The sequence below is a fragment of the Actinomadura sp. NPDC048955 genome (assembly GCF_040649435.1).
Classification (GTDB): Bacteria; Actinomycetota; Actinomycetes; order Streptosporangiales; family Streptosporangiaceae; genus Spirillospora; species Spirillospora luteofluorescens.
Genome location: NZ_JBEZJI010000020.1, coordinates 68,651 through 84,108 on the forward strand (window position 1 = coordinate 68,651; position 15,458 = coordinate 84,108).

General features: G+C 65.5%; 13 protein-coding genes. 9 read left to right on the top strand and 4 right to left on the bottom strand.

The window, feature by feature from the left end; genetic code table 11:
* Window positions 1-4: 4 nt before the first annotated feature.
* Window positions 5-154, bottom strand: a complete 150-nt coding sequence (locus AB0C84_RS20490; RefSeq protein WP_361068484.1) for an FxLD family lanthipeptide — start codon at window positions 152-154, stop codon at window positions 5-7.
* 204 nt (window positions 155-358) lie between these two features.
* Between AB0C84_RS20490 and AB0C84_RS20495 the strand changes: the two genes are divergently transcribed.
* Window positions 359-1,147 carry a DUF6879 family protein gene (locus tag AB0C84_RS20495; RefSeq protein ID WP_361068487.1) on the top strand — a complete coding sequence of 263 codons (789 nt, stop codon included), beginning with the start codon at window positions 359-361 and terminating at the stop codon, window positions 1,145-1,147.
* Here the strand turns inward: AB0C84_RS20495 and AB0C84_RS20500 are convergent.
* Both AB0C84_RS20500 and AB0C84_RS20505 read right to left on the bottom strand, forming a co-directional pair.
* Window positions 1,132-2,019, bottom strand: coding sequence for a helix-turn-helix transcriptional regulator (locus AB0C84_RS20500; protein ID WP_361068491.1), 888 nt, complete (start codon window positions 2,017-2,019; stop codon window positions 1,132-1,134). The genes AB0C84_RS20495 and AB0C84_RS20500 overlap by 16 nt on opposite strands.
* 1,266 nt (window positions 2,020-3,285) lie before the next feature.
* Window positions 3,286-3,768: a hypothetical protein gene (locus tag AB0C84_RS20505; protein ID WP_361068494.1), complete on the bottom strand. Its 483-nt coding sequence runs from the start codon at window positions 3,766-3,768 to the stop codon at window positions 3,286-3,288.
* Window positions 3,769-4,231: 463 nt separating this feature from the next.
* On the opposite strand from AB0C84_RS20505, the gene AB0C84_RS20510 reads away from it, so the two are divergent.
* The 6 genes from AB0C84_RS20510 to AB0C84_RS20535 all read left to right on the top strand — a co-directional run bounded on the left by AB0C84_RS20510 (window position 4,232) and on the right by AB0C84_RS20535 (window position 12,504).
* A complete protein-coding gene (locus AB0C84_RS20510) occupies window positions 4,232-5,227 on the top strand; it encodes a helix-turn-helix transcriptional regulator (protein WP_361068497.1) in 996 nt (331 codons plus the stop codon).
* Window positions 5,228-5,253: 26 nt separating this feature from the next.
* Complete coding sequence (locus AB0C84_RS20515; RefSeq protein ID WP_361068500.1) at window positions 5,254-7,050, top strand: S9 family peptidase; 1,797 nt, start codon at window positions 5,254-5,256, stop codon at window positions 7,048-7,050.
* Between the two features lie 8 nt (window positions 7,051-7,058).
* Window positions 7,059-8,300: an MFS transporter gene (locus tag AB0C84_RS20520; protein ID WP_361068503.1), complete on the top strand. Its 1,242-nt coding sequence runs from the start codon at window positions 7,059-7,061 to the stop codon at window positions 8,298-8,300.
* Between the two features lie 294 nt (window positions 8,301-8,594).
* Window positions 8,595-9,371: a helix-turn-helix transcriptional regulator gene (locus AB0C84_RS20525; RefSeq protein WP_361068506.1), complete on the top strand. Its 777-nt coding sequence runs from the start codon at window positions 8,595-8,597 to the stop codon at window positions 9,369-9,371.
* A gap of 268 nt (window positions 9,372-9,639) precedes the next feature.
* Entirely contained in the window at window positions 9,640-11,643 is a 2,004-nt protein-coding gene (locus AB0C84_RS20530) for a DUF4041 domain-containing protein (protein WP_361068509.1), read from the top strand.
* A 297-nt stretch (window positions 11,644-11,940) separates the two neighbouring features.
* Window positions 11,941-12,504: a hypothetical protein gene (locus tag AB0C84_RS20535; protein ID WP_361068513.1), complete on the top strand. Its 564-nt coding sequence runs from the start codon at window positions 11,941-11,943 to the stop codon at window positions 12,502-12,504.
* Window positions 12,505-12,534: 30 nt separating this feature from the next.
* On the opposite strand, the gene AB0C84_RS20540 is transcribed toward AB0C84_RS20535, so the two are convergent.
* Window positions 12,535-12,747 (bottom strand): DNA-binding protein, encoded by a 213-nt coding sequence (locus AB0C84_RS20540; RefSeq protein WP_361068516.1) that lies wholly within the window; start codon window positions 12,745-12,747, stop codon window positions 12,535-12,537.
* A gap of 524 nt (window positions 12,748-13,271) precedes the next feature.
* Here AB0C84_RS20540 and AB0C84_RS20545 point away from each other — a divergent pair.
* Together AB0C84_RS20545 and AB0C84_RS20550 are read left to right on the top strand one after the other, a co-directional pair.
* A complete protein-coding gene (locus tag AB0C84_RS20545; protein WP_361068519.1) occupies window positions 13,272-13,604 on the top strand; it encodes a hypothetical protein in 333 nt (110 codons plus the stop codon).
* A 10-nt stretch (window positions 13,605-13,614) separates the two neighbouring features.
* On the top strand, window positions 13,615-15,405 hold the full coding sequence (locus AB0C84_RS20550; protein ID WP_361068522.1) for a hypothetical protein: 1,791 nt from the start codon (window positions 13,615-13,617) through the stop codon (window positions 15,403-15,405).
* The last annotated feature ends 53 nt before the right edge of the window (window positions 15,406-15,458 follow it).

The window sequence follows — 15,458 nt, forward strand, 5'->3', positions numbered from 1 at the left end:
GCGGTCAGACGACGTTGGTCGCGCATGGGCTGGAGCACGTACTGCCGCACCCGTCGTCGGTGAGGACGATGAGGTCGGCTGATGCGTCGCCGGACTCCAGAACACTGATGTCCAGGTCGAACTCGTCGTTTTCCATGGACTCTCGGATGGTCATCGTCTCTCCACACCCTTCCGGAGCCCACTGGCTCCTCACTGTCGGCATTGCGGCCACGGCAAGGAGATTCGCCGACAGTTCTCGCAGGCGCCAGAAAGTTCACACACATTCACACCCGTGCGCGGCCCGGGTTGACCGTCGACCGGGGTGGGGTTCAAAGTCGGGGAGACCAGGTGAAGCGAACGTTAGCTGGGAGCCATTTTCATGCACGAACCGGCCGAAAAGCCCAACACCCCGCCGCCTGGCGACGTCGACTTCGTCGGGATCGACGACGACTCGCCCGCCAACAAATGCCCGGCGGTCCTCGTGGTCCCCGGCACCGGAGACGTCCTTCAGGTCGGACGCCAGGTCACCGACCCAGCCACCCTCGCTCGCCTTGGCCAGCACACATCGATCGCTGACGACGAGGTCGCGATCTGGACACCAGCGAACCTCAAACAGAGCCTCCTCGAAGCCCTCACCGGCGACTACGAGCCGGGCAGGGACGGCCCCGGGGAACCGGCCTTCGAGGAACTACTGGCCGGAACCGAACGATCCGTCGTCCACCTCGAAGCCCGCGACACGTACGACCAGACGGACCCGGCCTTCATGAAATGGCTAGAGGACGGCGACACCACTTACCAATGGGACGCCTGGATCGACCTGGTCGGCGGCGCTGTAGCCCGCGGTGTCCGATTCCGTCGACTGCGGATCGTGTCCGAGCCCGTCAGCGACTACATCCGCTGGGAACATGCCATCAGCTACGGCAACCTCAAAGCCGGGGAGGAGCTGCGATGGCTGCCCCGCCACCTGGCCTACGACCTGCCGCAACCTGTCGCCGACTTCTTCATGTACGACCAGCGCCTCATCGCCTACAACTTCACCGCAGGCGACGGCACCGACACCGGCCGGATGGAGTACGTAGCCGACCCGCGCAAGGTCCTGCCCATCGTCGGCATGTTCGAGATGCTGTGGGAACGCGGCATCCCGCACGACGACTACACCCCCTCCTGATCGCCCAGCCGGTCGAGCGCAGCGCGGACCCGCTCCGTTGCTGCCTTACCTGTCTCCGCCAGCGCCCACAGCCGCTTCCATGTGGCCACGTAAAGCGCGACCTCCGCAGACTGCGTCACCGACAGGTAGCCCGACACCAGTTCCACGGTCACCAGGTGGCCGTCGGTGATGTCGAACGCCTCCTCCGGATGAACACCTTGCCGGAAGGTGCCAGCCGGGATGATTCCCAGGAACACGTTCGGCCGCCTCCGCGTCTCCAGAAGGTGCTGTAGCTGATCGCGGTGCACGTCGGCTGGATATGGCCGGTACCACAGCACCGGTTCCTCCAACAGGAAGTACCAGCGGGCATCTGGGCGGCTGAGGAGACTCTGGCGATCCATCCGTTCGGCCACTGCCAGCTCGACCTCACCGTCCGGATCCGGCGTCTGCACCGCCTGCTCAACGATCACTCCGGTCAGCGCCGCGCGAGTGTAAGCCGGTGTCTGTAGCATGCCGGGAAACACCTTCGGCTGATACGCTCGGGCCAGCACCAGCTCCTCGTACTGCTGCCGTATCGATCTCTGCGCCGCCGGCAGGCCGCCACGATTCAGCTGCTCGTACGGAATCCACATCCCCGCGACCGCCGCCTGCTCGCTAAGCAGTTCCTCGGTCCGCCGCTCGGACGCTCCAGAGATCGAGCACCACAACCGCACATGCTCCGCAGAGATCGTTCGGCGGCCCATCTCGATCATGGACACCTGTGACGCGGACTTCCACCCTGCCGAGGCTGCGAAGGCCCGGCCCGAGATACGCCTGGCCTGGCGAAGATCTCGGAGCTTACTTCCCAAGCGCTCGCGCGCCGCTTGAGCTGACGACGATGGTGAGGACGGCATAGGAGCCCATGATGCCCCGGCCTCACCCGGTGAGCGCCACACCGTTCACCGGCATTCACACTCACAGGAAGCCGGCCGCTCGCGGTTGTGAGCCTTGCCATCGGGTTGTGATGGAAGACCGGGCAATTGACGTTTCCGCAAACGGAACATGGGCGTTGTGCTGGTCGCCGAGGCGGGACGCGGAATGTCCTGCTGCGGCGGACAACAAGCTGGCTCCACTGGCGCAGACGCGCCCCCTGGCCAGACGACGCCTGGCCGGGGGGCAGGTAGCGGGAGCCCGTCCCGCTACCGCGCCTAGGCGATCTGGTCCAGGATCCGAGACACGCCTGGCTCGGGCCGCCGACGCTGGATCGCGACAGGGCTGGTCGCGCGGATCCAGGACACGCCGACCTTGCTCGTGAGCGCATCGTCACCGAGAGAACGACCGTGCGCGACTGGACTGATGACGACGCCGTCCAGCGGGTCCCTGAGGCCGGCGATCAGAAAGCTGGCCCTGCTGCGAGTGGAGCGAGCCGTGTCCGCTCGGCGCGGTTCGCGAAGTCCGAACGGACTGCCTAGACGACTGCGGTAGCCCTGCGCTTCCCCGCTTGAGGCGGTGAGTGAGCCTTCGTGGAATCGCTGACCACTCGTCCCGTCGAGGGCGTGTGAGGTATGTGCCAGAGCGTTCATGAAATCCTCCGATCGTTTGCTGACGAGCCACAATGAAACCTTGGTAATTCACGCTGTTAAATGAGGAGAACGTTCGCTGAGCACAACTGGCCAGCGCCGCGGTGCAGTTGCTGAGCGATGGCAGCACTGCATGAACCCTGGTCCAAGGGGTGAGGGCCGAGGTTGTCGCTGCTGGCTACTTGTGCTGGTCGGTAAGGAACACTCGTCGGCAGACGGGTACTACGACGAGAAGAGAGGCCCTCGCAGCGCCTCTCTAGAGCTGGGAGAGGGGTGAACGTCCAGCGGCGGGCGGTCGATCTTGCACAAGGATGATTATTGGCGTGGGAGCCGCTCGACGACAGATCGCCACGGAGATCTCCACTCACCTCAAGGTGACGCTGATGGTCATCGGCTCGGGCTCACCCAAGCCGATGGCGCCCACGGCCACGGCGCGATATGAACAATGGCAAGATCCGGGAACTCGGTCGCCGCTGAAGCCCACACTCCTTCGAGGGTCGAATCGCCGTCGCCCGCAACCAGACCCTGCAAGATCGAGTCACACCCACAACTGAATTCACCCGCGGGAGGCCAGGTGGGGAACCCCTGTCGGCTCCCCCTTCAACCAGGGTGTCGTTTACCTGGTGCCTCTTGATCATCAGACCCGCCGTTTGCCCAGGTGAGGGTTCGGAGTCTGGCGATCGCCCGGTCTCGGGTGAGGAGATCGAGGTTGTGGCAGGGCGGGTGTTGGGGGCCGTCGGTGGTGACGAAGTGAGTGGGGCCGTACGGCCAGGGGCCGTTGAACAGCGCGATGAGCTCTGTCGATGGTTGACCTTCGAGTGTTTGGTGGACGACGTCAGCATCTTCCCCTGGTGTCGCCAGCCAGAGCACTGGCGTTTGCTCAATGATGCCTGCGGCAGTAACGGCGGAAGCCCTGCTCTCAAGATGTTCGATCGAGTCTTCGAGGGTGTCGGTGATGTGCAAGGCGGGTGCTGAGTGCAACGGGATCTGGAGGGAGGCGGCGCCGAGAAGGTGCTCCAGGTCGCGACGCGCGATGACGACATCGCATCCCTCCGCTTCACGGGCCAGGGTGGCGACCAGCACGGTCCGAAGCAGACGTTGGGCGCCAGGGCCGATGACGCCGGCTCCCTGGGGGTGGCTGAAGGCTCGGGCCAAGAAGGGGTCAGGGGCAGATCCACCGCACGCGCACTGGTGGAGTCTCGGTGTGGTGAGGCGGATGAGCCACTGGATCATGGGTGAGTGGGTGGCCTTGCGTAGACGGTTCATTCTCGCTCCGGTCGATCGGCGGCGGGACACCTTGATCAAACCGGGTTCTGCCAGTTCACAGGCCTGATCGAAACGCCTCATGGTGGTAAGTGGCCAGGGTTCACCGGCCCGATTCGGGGGCGCAGGAGCCGTGGAGACCACCTTTGGTGGCAGCTCTGGGGAGCCCCCGCTGTGGTGGCAGGGCTGTAGGTGGTCACTTTGCTCGTTGACGCCAAACGCTCATCCGCCAGCTTGTAACGCTATTCACTCGTGTCGATACTCTCTGTCGTAGGAGGTGTGAGTGAGTACCGAGCTCGAACAGACGGCCACCCGGCTACTGAAGGGCATCGTCGCCGATGAGTTGCTCGTCCCTTACACCCGGCTGCTCAGCTCGGACGGGTGCCTGCCCTCCGAAGCCGCCGAGGCGCTCGGCGGCCCGCAAGTCGTCGAGGCTTTGAAGGAGACAGGGCTGGCCTACGTCATGCCGCTGGGGATGGCGATTCCTGCACGGCTCGTCGCTACCGCGCCGGACCTGGCCCTCCAAGGGGCGCTTGCCGCGCTTTCTCGCAAGCTGGTCGATGACCAAGAACGGCTGCTGGACGGTCAGCGACGCATGGTCGAAATGCACCCTTTCCCAGGAGTGATGGAAGGCCAGGCCGACCAATTGGTGCGGATCCTCACAGATCGCACCGAGATCACAGACACCTCACGCTCACTGCTGGGCACCGCACGACGCCACTGGTTGACCTTGGAGAACTTCGCCATGGAACGGCCGCTGGAAGAACTGGCTGGAATGCCTCCCCTGCCGGCGTTCGAAGGCAACGTCTTGAGCCGAACCATCTACCAGGCGTCGTGTGCCGAACATCCTGTCGGCGCCAAGATCATCCAAATGCATGCTCAGGCCGGTGAAGAGGCCAGGATGCTGCCCGAGATCGGCATGAAGATGAAGCTGGCCGATGAGGCGGTGGCGCTGCTGCCGCTGACTCCGACCGGATTGCCCGGTGCCCTGCTGATCAAGTCCCCGGTGATCGTCGCCGCCTTGCGTGAGTACTTCGAACTGCTGTGGCAGCGCGCGGTCCCGCTGGGGGACACCGAGCCCGAGTTGCCGCTCAAGCCGGTCCAGATGTCGATCCTGCGGATGCTGGCGCAGGGGATGACCGACGACGGGATTTCGCGGCGGATCGGGTTGAAGACCAGCAGTGTCCGGCGGCACGTCAGCGCGATCAGCAAAGAGCTCGGCACCACCAGCCGCGTCGCTATGGGCGCCGCAGCCGCCCGCCGCGGCTGGATCAAATAACACGATGCGTCTGGAGCACATCAGCAATGCCCGACTACCTGGACTTCGTCCCCACCGAGCGCTTCCGCGGGCAAGTGGCCCTGTCCGCAGATGCCGAGACAGTGGCCTACTGCAGCAACGCTGGAGGGTCCTTCGACGTATGGACGATTTCGATTGTCGGCGGGGCACCGCGCCGGCTGACCCGGCTCGAAGGCCAGGCGGCGTGCCAGCTCGCATGGTGGCCGGATGACAAGGGGCTGGTCTTCACTGCCGACCGCAACGGCGATGAGCAGTACCGCATCTACCGCATCAGTACAGACGGTGAGGAGCTCACTGAGATCAGCGCCGGTCCGGACTGTCAGCGAATCTTGGCGGATACCCCATTCGATGCGGAAGGCCGGTATCTCCTCTACGCGGCAAACGACCGTGACCGCACTGTCCAGGACATCCTCGTCCGGGACCTGTCGGACGACACTGAGCGTCGGATCACGCCTCCGGACGGAGTCAACTTCACCCCCGCCAGCATGTCGCCCGACGGCCGGTGGCTGCTGGCGGCCGGCCTCCGCTCCAACACCGACATCGCCATCTACCTCATCGACCTCACCGATCCCGACCTCGGTGCCGTATGCGTTACCGCTGAGCATGGGAGCGGCTATTTCGCCCCGGGACCATGGACACCGGACTCGACCGCCTTCTACCTCTCCACAGACGTCTGGGGCGAGTTCACCGCCATCGGCTGCTACACGCTGACCGACGCTTCGATGGAACGCATCAGCAACGACGAATGGGACGTCGAGCACATCGAAGCCGCCGACGAGATGCTCGTCTCGTCCCTCAACCAAGGAGGACGTTCCGTGCTGCGCGCCACGCGGAACGGAGCCGAACTCGCGCTCGCGGACCTCCCGCAAGGAGTCATCGACGCCATCGCACTCAGCCCGGACGGGCAACAGATCGTCCTGGAGATCGACACCGCGACACGACCCAGCGAACTTGGGGTCCTAGATCCGGCGGGTGGCTTCCGATACCTCACCGACACCCGGCCACCCGCAGTTCAGGTGATCAATCCAGTCGAGCCCGACCTGATCACCTACTCGTCCTCCGGCGGACGCCACATACACGCTCTGCTTTACCAGCCGAGAACCTCAGGCCCGCATCCGGTACTGCTTTCGGTACACGGCGGTCCTGAAGCCCAGGAACGTCCCGAGTATGCCTATGCAGGCCTCTACCAGTACCTCCTTCATGAGGGCGTCGCGGTGCTGGCACCCAACATCGCCGGCTCCACCGGATATGGCCTCGCCCACCAGAAGCTCATCTACCGCGACTGGGGCGGGATCGATCTGGTCGACCTCGATCACGCAGTTCGCCACCTGAACGCGCTTCCCGGCATCGACGCTGACCGCATCGCCGTCATGGGGGGCTCTTACGGAGGTTTCGCTGCCTTGTCCTGCCTGTCTCGGTTGCCATATCGATGGGCGGCCGGGGTGTCGTTCTGCGGCCCGTCCAACCTGGTAACTCTCGCTCGGGCTTGCCCACCCACCTGGCGGCCCACCGTCGACGCCGTTCTGGGCAATCCCGATGCCGACGCCGAACATCTCACCCGCCGGTCGCCGATCACCTACGCCGACGCCATCACCGCACCACTGCTGGTCATCCAGGGCGCCCACGATCCGCGCGTTCCGCAGGACGAGTCCGACCAGATCGTCAGCAGGCTTCGAGCACGCGGCATCGACGTGCGCTACGACATCTATCCCGATGAGGGCCATGGATTCACCAAGCGCACCAACGAGATCAAGGCCTACGGAGACATCGCGCAGTTCCTCCTCGCGCACCTGACAAGAAAGTAGGAGGCTCCGTGTCCGGGTTCCTGTCGCCCCTCGCGTTATTCCGAGACCCGTCCGTAGCGCCCCTGTTCATCTCCCGCATCATCTCCAGTGCGAGCGTCGGGTTCGGGCAACTCGCCCTGGCATGGGGCGTCATGGAACTGGGCTACGGTGCCCGAGGCCTGTCGTTGGTCATGGCCTGCAACGCGTTCCCTGCTCTGCTCATAATCTGCGGCGGGGTCGTTGGCGACCGCTTCCGCCGACACTACGTTCTCATGGGAGCCGAGACGTTGGCCTGCCTTTCCTGGCTGGCGATCGGCACCGCGCTTTTCACCGGCCAAGCGCCCCTGTCGCTGCTGTGCGCACTGGCCGCCATCGGCGGCGTCGCGACCGCACTGTTCCTGCCCACGCTTCGCGGCATCATCGCCGACCTCCTCAACTCACCGAACCGGCCAGCCGGCAATGCACTGATCAACCAGACCCAGTCAGTAGGCCTGCTCATCGGTCTTGTCTCGTCCGGGGCCATGGTCACTGCGGTCGGCCCAGCATGGTCTGCCTCGATGCGAGGTGTCCTGTGCGGTCTCAGCGCCGTACTGCTCAGTCGCCTTGCGACTTCGCGTCCCAGCGAACGCGGCACAGGACCCCTGCGCGACCTGCGGAACGGATGGCGTGAGTTCGGAACACGCCCATGGGTGTGGATTATGACCTTGCAGTACACGGCGATCACCACTGCGGTGGTCTGCTACACCAAGATCGCCGGTCCGGTCTATGCCACCGCTGGGCACGGCGGCGCTTGGTCCTGGGGCATCATCAGTGCCTGCGAGCCCCTCGGGGCGGTGATGGGCGCATTGCTCGGCGCCCGCTGGCGGCCCGGCTGGCCTATGTCGGTGGCCGCGCTGCTGCCCGTGTCGGTCGCATTTCCCATGCTCCTGATGGGAAGCGGAGTCCCCTGGCCGTCGATCGCCGCAGCGGCGGTCGTGCCCGGAGTACTTCAAGCCGTTTACAACGTCCTGTGGGCGACTGCTTTGCAGGAGCGAATCGCGCTGGACGTACTGGTCCGGGTTAACAGTTGGAACATCGTCGCCAGCTATCTCCTCATGCCACTGATCATGCTGGTGTCCGGACGACTGGCAACCATCCTGGGTGCCGAGGCGCTCGCGTTCTGGTCGGGAACCACGGCGATCATCGCAACGCTGTCCACGTTGATCGGACTCCGATTGGTTTCCTGGAGAGAAAGTTCTTCGAAGATTGGAACAAAAGAGGCTTTGGTGTAGTCGATCAGGCCTGCTTCTAGCGAAAAAGCGGTTTGAGTTCCCCATTCAAAACACTCGACCTTGGGCTGATGCATGCGCTCTCTCGAAGAGAAGACCGTTCGACTGCTCGGCGGAGTCGTTGAAGCGCAAACCCTTCGTCTGTATCTGCGACTCCTTGTCGCAGACGGCTGTCCGGCGGAAGGGGCGGCAGATCTCCTCGGGGGAGCAGGCGAGGTAGAGACCTTGATCCACGCCGGAATGGCCCAGGTCCGCGAACCGGCAGCCGGCTTGCCGACCCGCCTGATACCCGTCCCGATGGACGTGGTCCTGCAGCACACGCTTGTCGGCCTCGCTCGTAAGGCGCTGGCCGACTATGAAAGACTTCTGGGCGGTTACCAGCGCATGTGTGCCCTCGCTTCCTCCGCACGCGAAGAGCCGGACACGTCTGTGGGGCAGTTGGCGCGACTCATCACCGCCGCCGACGAAGTAAGCAGACTGACCAGCACGCTCCTAGGTTCAGTTCAGCGCGAGTGGTTGACCCTGAGCAACCATGCGCCGACAGAACCAATGGATGGAGCCGGTATCACTGCGACTCCCTCTCCAGTTGGCCGCGGTGCTCGATGTAGAGCCATCTACGACGGAGATCTCTTGGCAGAGACGGTCGCGCGCGACAAGATGGAATCGATAGCCGAGACCGGCATCGAGGTTCGGATCCTTCCTCGTATTCGCATGAGTCTTGGGCTTGCCGACGAGGGAGTTGCGCTCCTTCCCCTCACCTCCTCCGAAACTGCCGGAGTGCTGCTCGTTCAATCCTCGGTGATCGTGGGTGCGCTCTGGGAGTACTTCGAACTACTTTGGGAGAGGGCCATTCCGTACGGGGGAAGTGGGGTCAATAGGAAGGGTTTACCGGAGATCCAGATAAAAATTCTGCGCCTCCTGGTCCAGGGGTTGCCAGACGACGCCATCGCGCAACAGGTGAATCTAAGCCTGACCACGGTCCGTCGCCACATCAAAGCACTTCGAGAAAATCTCGACATCAAAACACGTTTCCAGCTTGGCGTGATCGCCGTCCAGCACGGCCTGGTGGACTGACTGTCGAGTCGCCACGAGATGACCACCCGCATGCCCGGTGAGGATGCTGAACTGACGGACCCAGACCCGGATGACCAAGATCGGTGTCCCGAACGCGGGGCCTTCGGCGGCGGAGACGGCGATTGGCGGCGTGTAAACCAATACCCCCACCGGGCCGTCCCAGGAATGTCGGGTGCTCCCCTCGACGAGTTCAAGTCAGCGGCGAAGCGGGGATCGTTGCGTTAAACCGGGGCCCTCGTTTCGTCTGAGACGACGCTGCGAGGAAGTGATGACACTGCAGGAGATCCCGCACCCGGACTACATCGGGGTCGAGGTAGAGCCAGGTGACGCTGAGCGGGCCATGCGCCTATTGAGGTTCTTCCTCAAGGACGGCGAGAGGGTGCTGGCTCTCGCGACGACCGTCAAGGCGCTTCCTACGCTCACGCATATCGCCGTCACGGGAGGCCGGGTCCTTGGATTCTCCCTTGCCGAACTCGCGCAAAAGGGACCGCGTCAGGAGTGCGAGATCGGGGCGCTCGCCTCCGTGGAAACACGGAAGTCTTACAAGCAGCGGTGGTTCTTCGTGGTCACGGATCGGGCGGGCGCCGAGGTTGATTTCGGCGACGTGCACGACCAGGACGCGCCGCGACTCACCCAGATCGTCCAAGATCTCGTCGGTGGGTCGCCCCCGCAGAGGGCCGCCATCCCGGAACCGCGCATGCCCGCAGCCGACATGGGGACACCTGCCCCGCCGCCGGCCGCCCCCGTCCTGGGACCGCCCGCGCCCATGCCTGCTCCGCCCATGCCTCACTCCGCCGGATGGCAGTACAACTCGCCACCGACCTGGCCCACGCCGCCCCCAGGCTGGACGCCGCCACCCGGTTGGATGCCCGATGCGAGCTGGCCGCCCGCGCCGCCTGGCTGGCAGTTCTGGTCACCCGCGCCGGTCCAGCCCTCACCGCCCGCAAGTATCCCGCCGCCACTACCGAGCCAGGAGGTGGTCAGGCCACCTGCTCCCCAAACCGCCGGATCTGCGCCACCTCCGCACGCCCCTTCCGGCCCACCCAGGGGGAGGGCGGGGTTCGGCACCCGCAAACAACGGATCGAGGAACTTGAGACCGAGAACGCCGAGTTGCGCGGATGGCTGGAGCGCCTCGGGGGCATGGACGCTCCCGCGGTAGCGGCAGAACTGGAGCGAATTCGCGGCGAGGTCGCCGATGCGAAGCGCAAGCGCACGGAGCTCCGTGCCGAGTTGCGGCGGATCCGCGGTTCGATCGTCGAGACCGAGGACCTGGCCCTATTGCAGGAGGCGGGCGTCTACGAGTACCAGCATCCGCTGGCCGACGTCGTCGCCTACAAGGCCGAGCTGGCCAAGGTGAAGGACCGCATCAAGGCCATGGCCCGGGCGGGCAAGGCGGTCGTCGGAGCCACGAACTGGACGGTGAACGGTTCGGCGGCCCAGGGCGGCAAGATGGTGCGGGACTTCTCCAAGCTGATGCTGCGCGCCTACAACGCCGAAGCCGACAACCTCGTCCGGACGATGCGCCCCTACAAGCTGCAGTCGGCGATCGAGCGGCTCGACAAGAGCGCCCAGACGATCGAACGGCTCGGCAAGACCATGGACATCCGGGTCAGCGGGGACTATCGCGCGATACGCGTCAAGGAACTTCGTCTGACCGCGGACCACCTGGCCAAGGCCGAGGAGGAGAAGGAACGCGTCCGGGCCGAGCGCGAGCGGCAGCGCGAGGAAGAGAAGGCCCGCAAGGAGTTCGAGCGCGAGAAGGCCCGCCTGCTCAAGGAGCGCTCACACGTCGAGTCGGCGCTCGCGCGCCTGGAGGCGAACGGGAACGCCGAGGGTGCCGCCGATCTGCGGGCCAAGCTCGCCGACGTGGACTCGGCCATCTCCGATGTAGAGGGTCGTGCTGCCAACGTCCGCGCCGGCTACGTGTACGTCATCTCCAACATTGGCGCGTTCGGCGAGCGCATGGTGAAGATAGGGATGACGCGGCGCCTGGAACCGATGGACCGGGTACGTGAACTGGGCGACGCGTCGGTTCCGTTCCGGTTCGATGTCCACGCGCTCATCTTCAGCGACGACGCCGTCGGGCTGGAGAACAAGCTCCACCAGGAGTTCTCCGAACGTCGCGTCAACCAGGTCAACCTCCGCAGGGAGTTCTTCTACGCGACGCCCGCCGAGGTCCGAGAGGTCCTCGAGCGCATCGCGGGCAACCACCTCCTGGAGTACAACGAGACACCCGAGGCTCTCGAGTACCGCGCCGGCAAGCCTGCCTGAGGAGATGTGTAGCGCCCCGCTGGGGCCGCGAAGAAGGGCGTGCGTCGAGGCGGGCTGCAACCAGCTTCGGCGCACGCCCTCCCCGCTTCCCAAACCGGCAGCGAGTGCCCGTCTGCTGTCATCGAGGTCATCAGGAAGGACACGCCGACGGGCAAGGTGGCCACCGGCACGAACACCAGGCAGTATGGAGCGCAAACAGCTTCATCTCACTTCAGTGAACGTTGAACGCTGTGAACTGTCCCCGACGAAAGGAGAGCCGCATGTTCGGATCCGCCTCGATGTTGGAGAGCACCTCACATGGAAGATCACGAGACCCGTACGAACGAGGACATCGAGCGACTCGCGGGCGAGTTGCATGAGCGTGTCCGGGACCTCAACCATCTGACTCAGGATTCGCCGGGGTTGTCCGAGCCGGCGGCCGCGTACACGGTTCTGGGGAACCTGGCTCAGACCTCATTCCGCCTGGCACAGACGGCTGAGCAGATCGACGCGTTCCTGACGAGGGAACTGGACGCCGGACGGCTCGGGCATGACCAGAGCGGTGACCCAATCCCCGCCGTGACAGCGGCACACAACGCGCTGGGTCGGGCGGCTGAACAGGCCGCCGGTCTCGGTGACACCTTCCGGCGTGCGGCGAGCGCGCTCGCTCCCATCCACGTCGTGGACGCTGGCGAGCAGCAGTCCCTTGCGCAAGGGGCAGCGGCAAGGGCTGGCGATCGTGAGGCGGCGCAGGTGGAGCCCGCGAAGAAGGACTTCCCCAGCCCGATCGGCGATGTCCTGTCGAATCCCTGTGCCACCGACTCGGTTCCGCCCGAGCTTCGTTCTCCGCCGCAGGTGCCACACCCGCGCCGGGAGCGCTGACCAGGACGTCCTCTAGGGGCCAGGCAGCCGTTAGGCGTCGTTGCTGGCGCGGAACGATAGGCCGTGTTCCTGGAGTGCCTGGCGCAATGTCTTCATCGCGTTGGGGCCCATCCCGTGCAGCGCGACGATGTCGTCTTCCCTGGCCCGGGCGAGTTGGGTGAGGCTGCCGTAGCCGGCGGCCGCCAATGCTCGCCGGGCCGGGGCGGCGAGCTTGGTCAGGCTTGCTACTGGCTCAGTGCCCATCGGTCGTCTCCTGCGGCGTTATCGGTCGAGAAGGTTGCTGCAACACGGCATCCAGCATGGTCCGACAGGTTGATCGCTGAAAGGGGCCTTGCCAAGGGTTCCAGCGATTGCGGGAGACGGAACCCAAGCAGCCGGGCCTGAGGTCGGGTGGCTGAGAGCGGTCGTCTGAGCTGGCTCGCGGGTTGCCGACGACGCCCTGGGCGTCCGCCAAGAGTGTGATGACAGGTTCTTCGTTCTCCACGCTCCCGACTAGATCTGTCCTGGCCGCTGGGGCGTCCTTGCAGATCTTGCCTAGCGGTGCTGGGCAACTTCTCGCGCCGTCCGCCGGGGGGCGGCGGGCGCGGGGCAAGAAATGGAAATCCTAAGGATTTGGCGTGTGGACCGGGCGCTGTCCACAGCGAGCGGACGGATCGAGCGCGATCCGGGGGAGGGTGATGACCGAGGACAGAGGCAGTGACGCGTCGCCGAGGAGCGAGCCTCGCCGGAACCGGAGGACGCATCGAACGCCGCGGCGAGAGCGGGCGTTGTTCGTCGCGTTGTCCGAGGACGAGCACTCTCTACTAGTGACGGCAGCGCAGCGGGAACGGCTGGCGACAGGGGCGTGGGCGGCTCAGGTTCTGTTGGCCGTGGCGAGTCAGGCCGAGCGTGCCGACTATGTCGAGCTGCGGGAAGCCCTGTCAGCGGTGATGCATGCGGCGGGGCAGGCCCGGCGGATCGGAGTGAACCTCAACCAGGTCGTGGCAGCGCTGCACGCGGGGGATCCGCCGGCCCAGCTCCAGAGGTACGCCGAGGCGGCGGCGCGGACGGTGCGCAAGCTCGATGACCTGGCAGACGAGCTGAGGCGCAGCCTTCCTTGATGGGCGAGCATTGATCGGGAAGGTTCTGCGGGGCAAACGGGTCCAGGGCCTGATTCGGTACCTGTACGGGCCCGGACGGCATGGGGAGCACCGCGATCCGCACATCGTGGCGGGCTTCCGAACCCCAGCTGAGCTGGAGCCCGCGCTGCGGCCGGACGGCAGCCGGGATTTTCATCATCTGGACGGCCTGCTGAGTCAGCCGCTTGCGTTGTTGGGGGAGCGAAATTACCGCAAGCCGGTATGGCATCTGTCCCTGAGGGCGGCGCCAGAGGACCCGCTTCTGAGCGACCGACAATGGGCAGAGGTCGCCAAGGCGGCCATGGCTCGCACCGGGCTAGCACCGGACGGAGACGAAGACTCCGTCCGCTGGATCGCAGTTCGCCATGCCGATGACCACATCCATGTCGTCGCCACCCTGGCCCGTCCGGACGGGACACGACCAGAGGTATGGAACGACGGGTACCGGATCCGGGATGCCTGCCGGGCGATGGAGCGGAAATTCGGGTTGCGGTCCACGGCCCCGGCGGACCGGACGGCGTCGCGGCGGCCCAAACGTGCCGAGACCGAGAAGGCGGCGCGGGTCGGACGCGGAGAGTCTGCTCGCGCCGTGCTTCGGCGGCGGGTCGCCACCGCGGCGGCGGGAGCACGGACCGAAGCGGAGTTCTTCGCTGCCGTGGGCGCTGAGGGCGTCTTGGTGCGCTTGCGCCACAGTTCGCAATCGGCTGGTGAGGTCACCGGATATGCCGTCGCTCTGCCTGACGATCTGGGATCGTCCGGGCAGCCCGTGTGGTTCGGCGGCGGGAAGCTGGCCAGCGACCTCACCTTGCCGAGACTCCGTCGCCGATGGGCCCCGGAGGAGGTTGATCGTTCGGGGGCTCGTCCGCCGTCCGGACAGCATCTGTCAGCGCGGACGACGCGCGCCGTGTTGCGGACGACCGTCCGCCGCGCGGCGGACGAGGCGCGGACGTCCGCCGACTTCCTTGAGCTATTGGAACGCGATGGTCTGCTCGTACGTCGCCGGTACAGCCGGCTCGACCCCCATCAACTCACCGGCTACGCCGTCGCGCTTCCGGGTGGGGAGGAGCCCGCCTGGTATTCCGGCGGCCAGCTCGCCGACGACCTCACCCTCCCGCGCATTAGGCAACGCTGGGGCGCATCAGGTTCGGGCGCTGCGGGTGGTGCTTCTCCGAGGGATGATCTGACGCCAGAGGAGCGCCAAGCCTTTTATGACGATGCGGCTCGTGCCGCCGCCTACGCCAACTCACATATGCGCAGGTATCTGGCCACCAATCCGTACGCAGCCGAGGACGCCTGCTGGGCTGCATCCGACGTCTTGCACGTGGCCGCTAAAGCCACCGGCAACCGACATCTGGGCTATGCCGCGGACGCCTATGAGCGTGCCGCCCGCTCGCCCTACGGCCGCATCCCTCACCCCACCTCAGCGGGCAATGCCTTGCGCTCTGCCGCTCGTCTCCTGGCGCTGACCGGAATCCAGAACCACACCACCGTCTCGGTCCTTGTCCTGGCCAGCCGGCTGATCGCACTCCTCGAAACCATCACCCAGATCCGCTTCCTGCAGCAGCGCCAGGCGCAGGCGGACGCGGCTCGTCGAGCAAGACAACACCTCGGCCACATGACCGGTAGTTCAGCTCCGTGGCTCGAGGTCACGGCCCAGCCAACCCCAGCTCGCCTTGCCATGGCCGCCTTCCCAACACCTTGGGCTCCTGCGACTGCCGACCTACACGTCAGACGGACGTCCAGCACGCCGCTGCGGCAAGAGGTTCGACGACACAGCCCCTGAGGCTCCACATCACCCAAAAAAGTCACAACACGCCGACCGCACTCTGTAGTTGA

Coding starts and splice junctions, on each gene's coding strand:
- AB0C84_RS20515 (WP_361068500.1), top strand. CDS start 5,254: ATGCCCGACTACCTGGACTTCGTCCCCACCGAGCGCTTCCGCGGGCAA.
- AB0C84_RS20535 (WP_361068513.1), top strand. CDS start 11,941: ATGGAAGATCACGAGACCCGTACGAACGAGGACATCGAGCGACTCGCG.
- AB0C84_RS20490 (WP_361068484.1), bottom strand. CDS start 154: ATGACCATCCGAGAGTCCATGGAAAACGACGAGTTCGACCTGGACATC.
- AB0C84_RS20540 (WP_361068516.1), bottom strand. CDS start 12,747: ATGGGCACTGAGCCAGTAGCAAGCCTGACCAAGCTCGCCGCCCCGGCC.
- AB0C84_RS20495 (WP_361068487.1), top strand. CDS start 359: ATGCACGAACCGGCCGAAAAGCCCAACACCCCGCCGCCTGGCGACGTC.
- AB0C84_RS20525 (WP_361068506.1), top strand. CDS start 8,595: ATGGACGTGGTCCTGCAGCACACGCTTGTCGGCCTCGCTCGTAAGGCG.
- AB0C84_RS20530 (WP_361068509.1), top strand. CDS start 9,640: ATGACACTGCAGGAGATCCCGCACCCGGACTACATCGGGGTCGAGGTA.
- AB0C84_RS20500 (WP_361068491.1), bottom strand. CDS start 2,019: ATGCCGTCCTCACCATCGTCGTCAGCTCAAGCGGCGCGCGAGCGCTTG.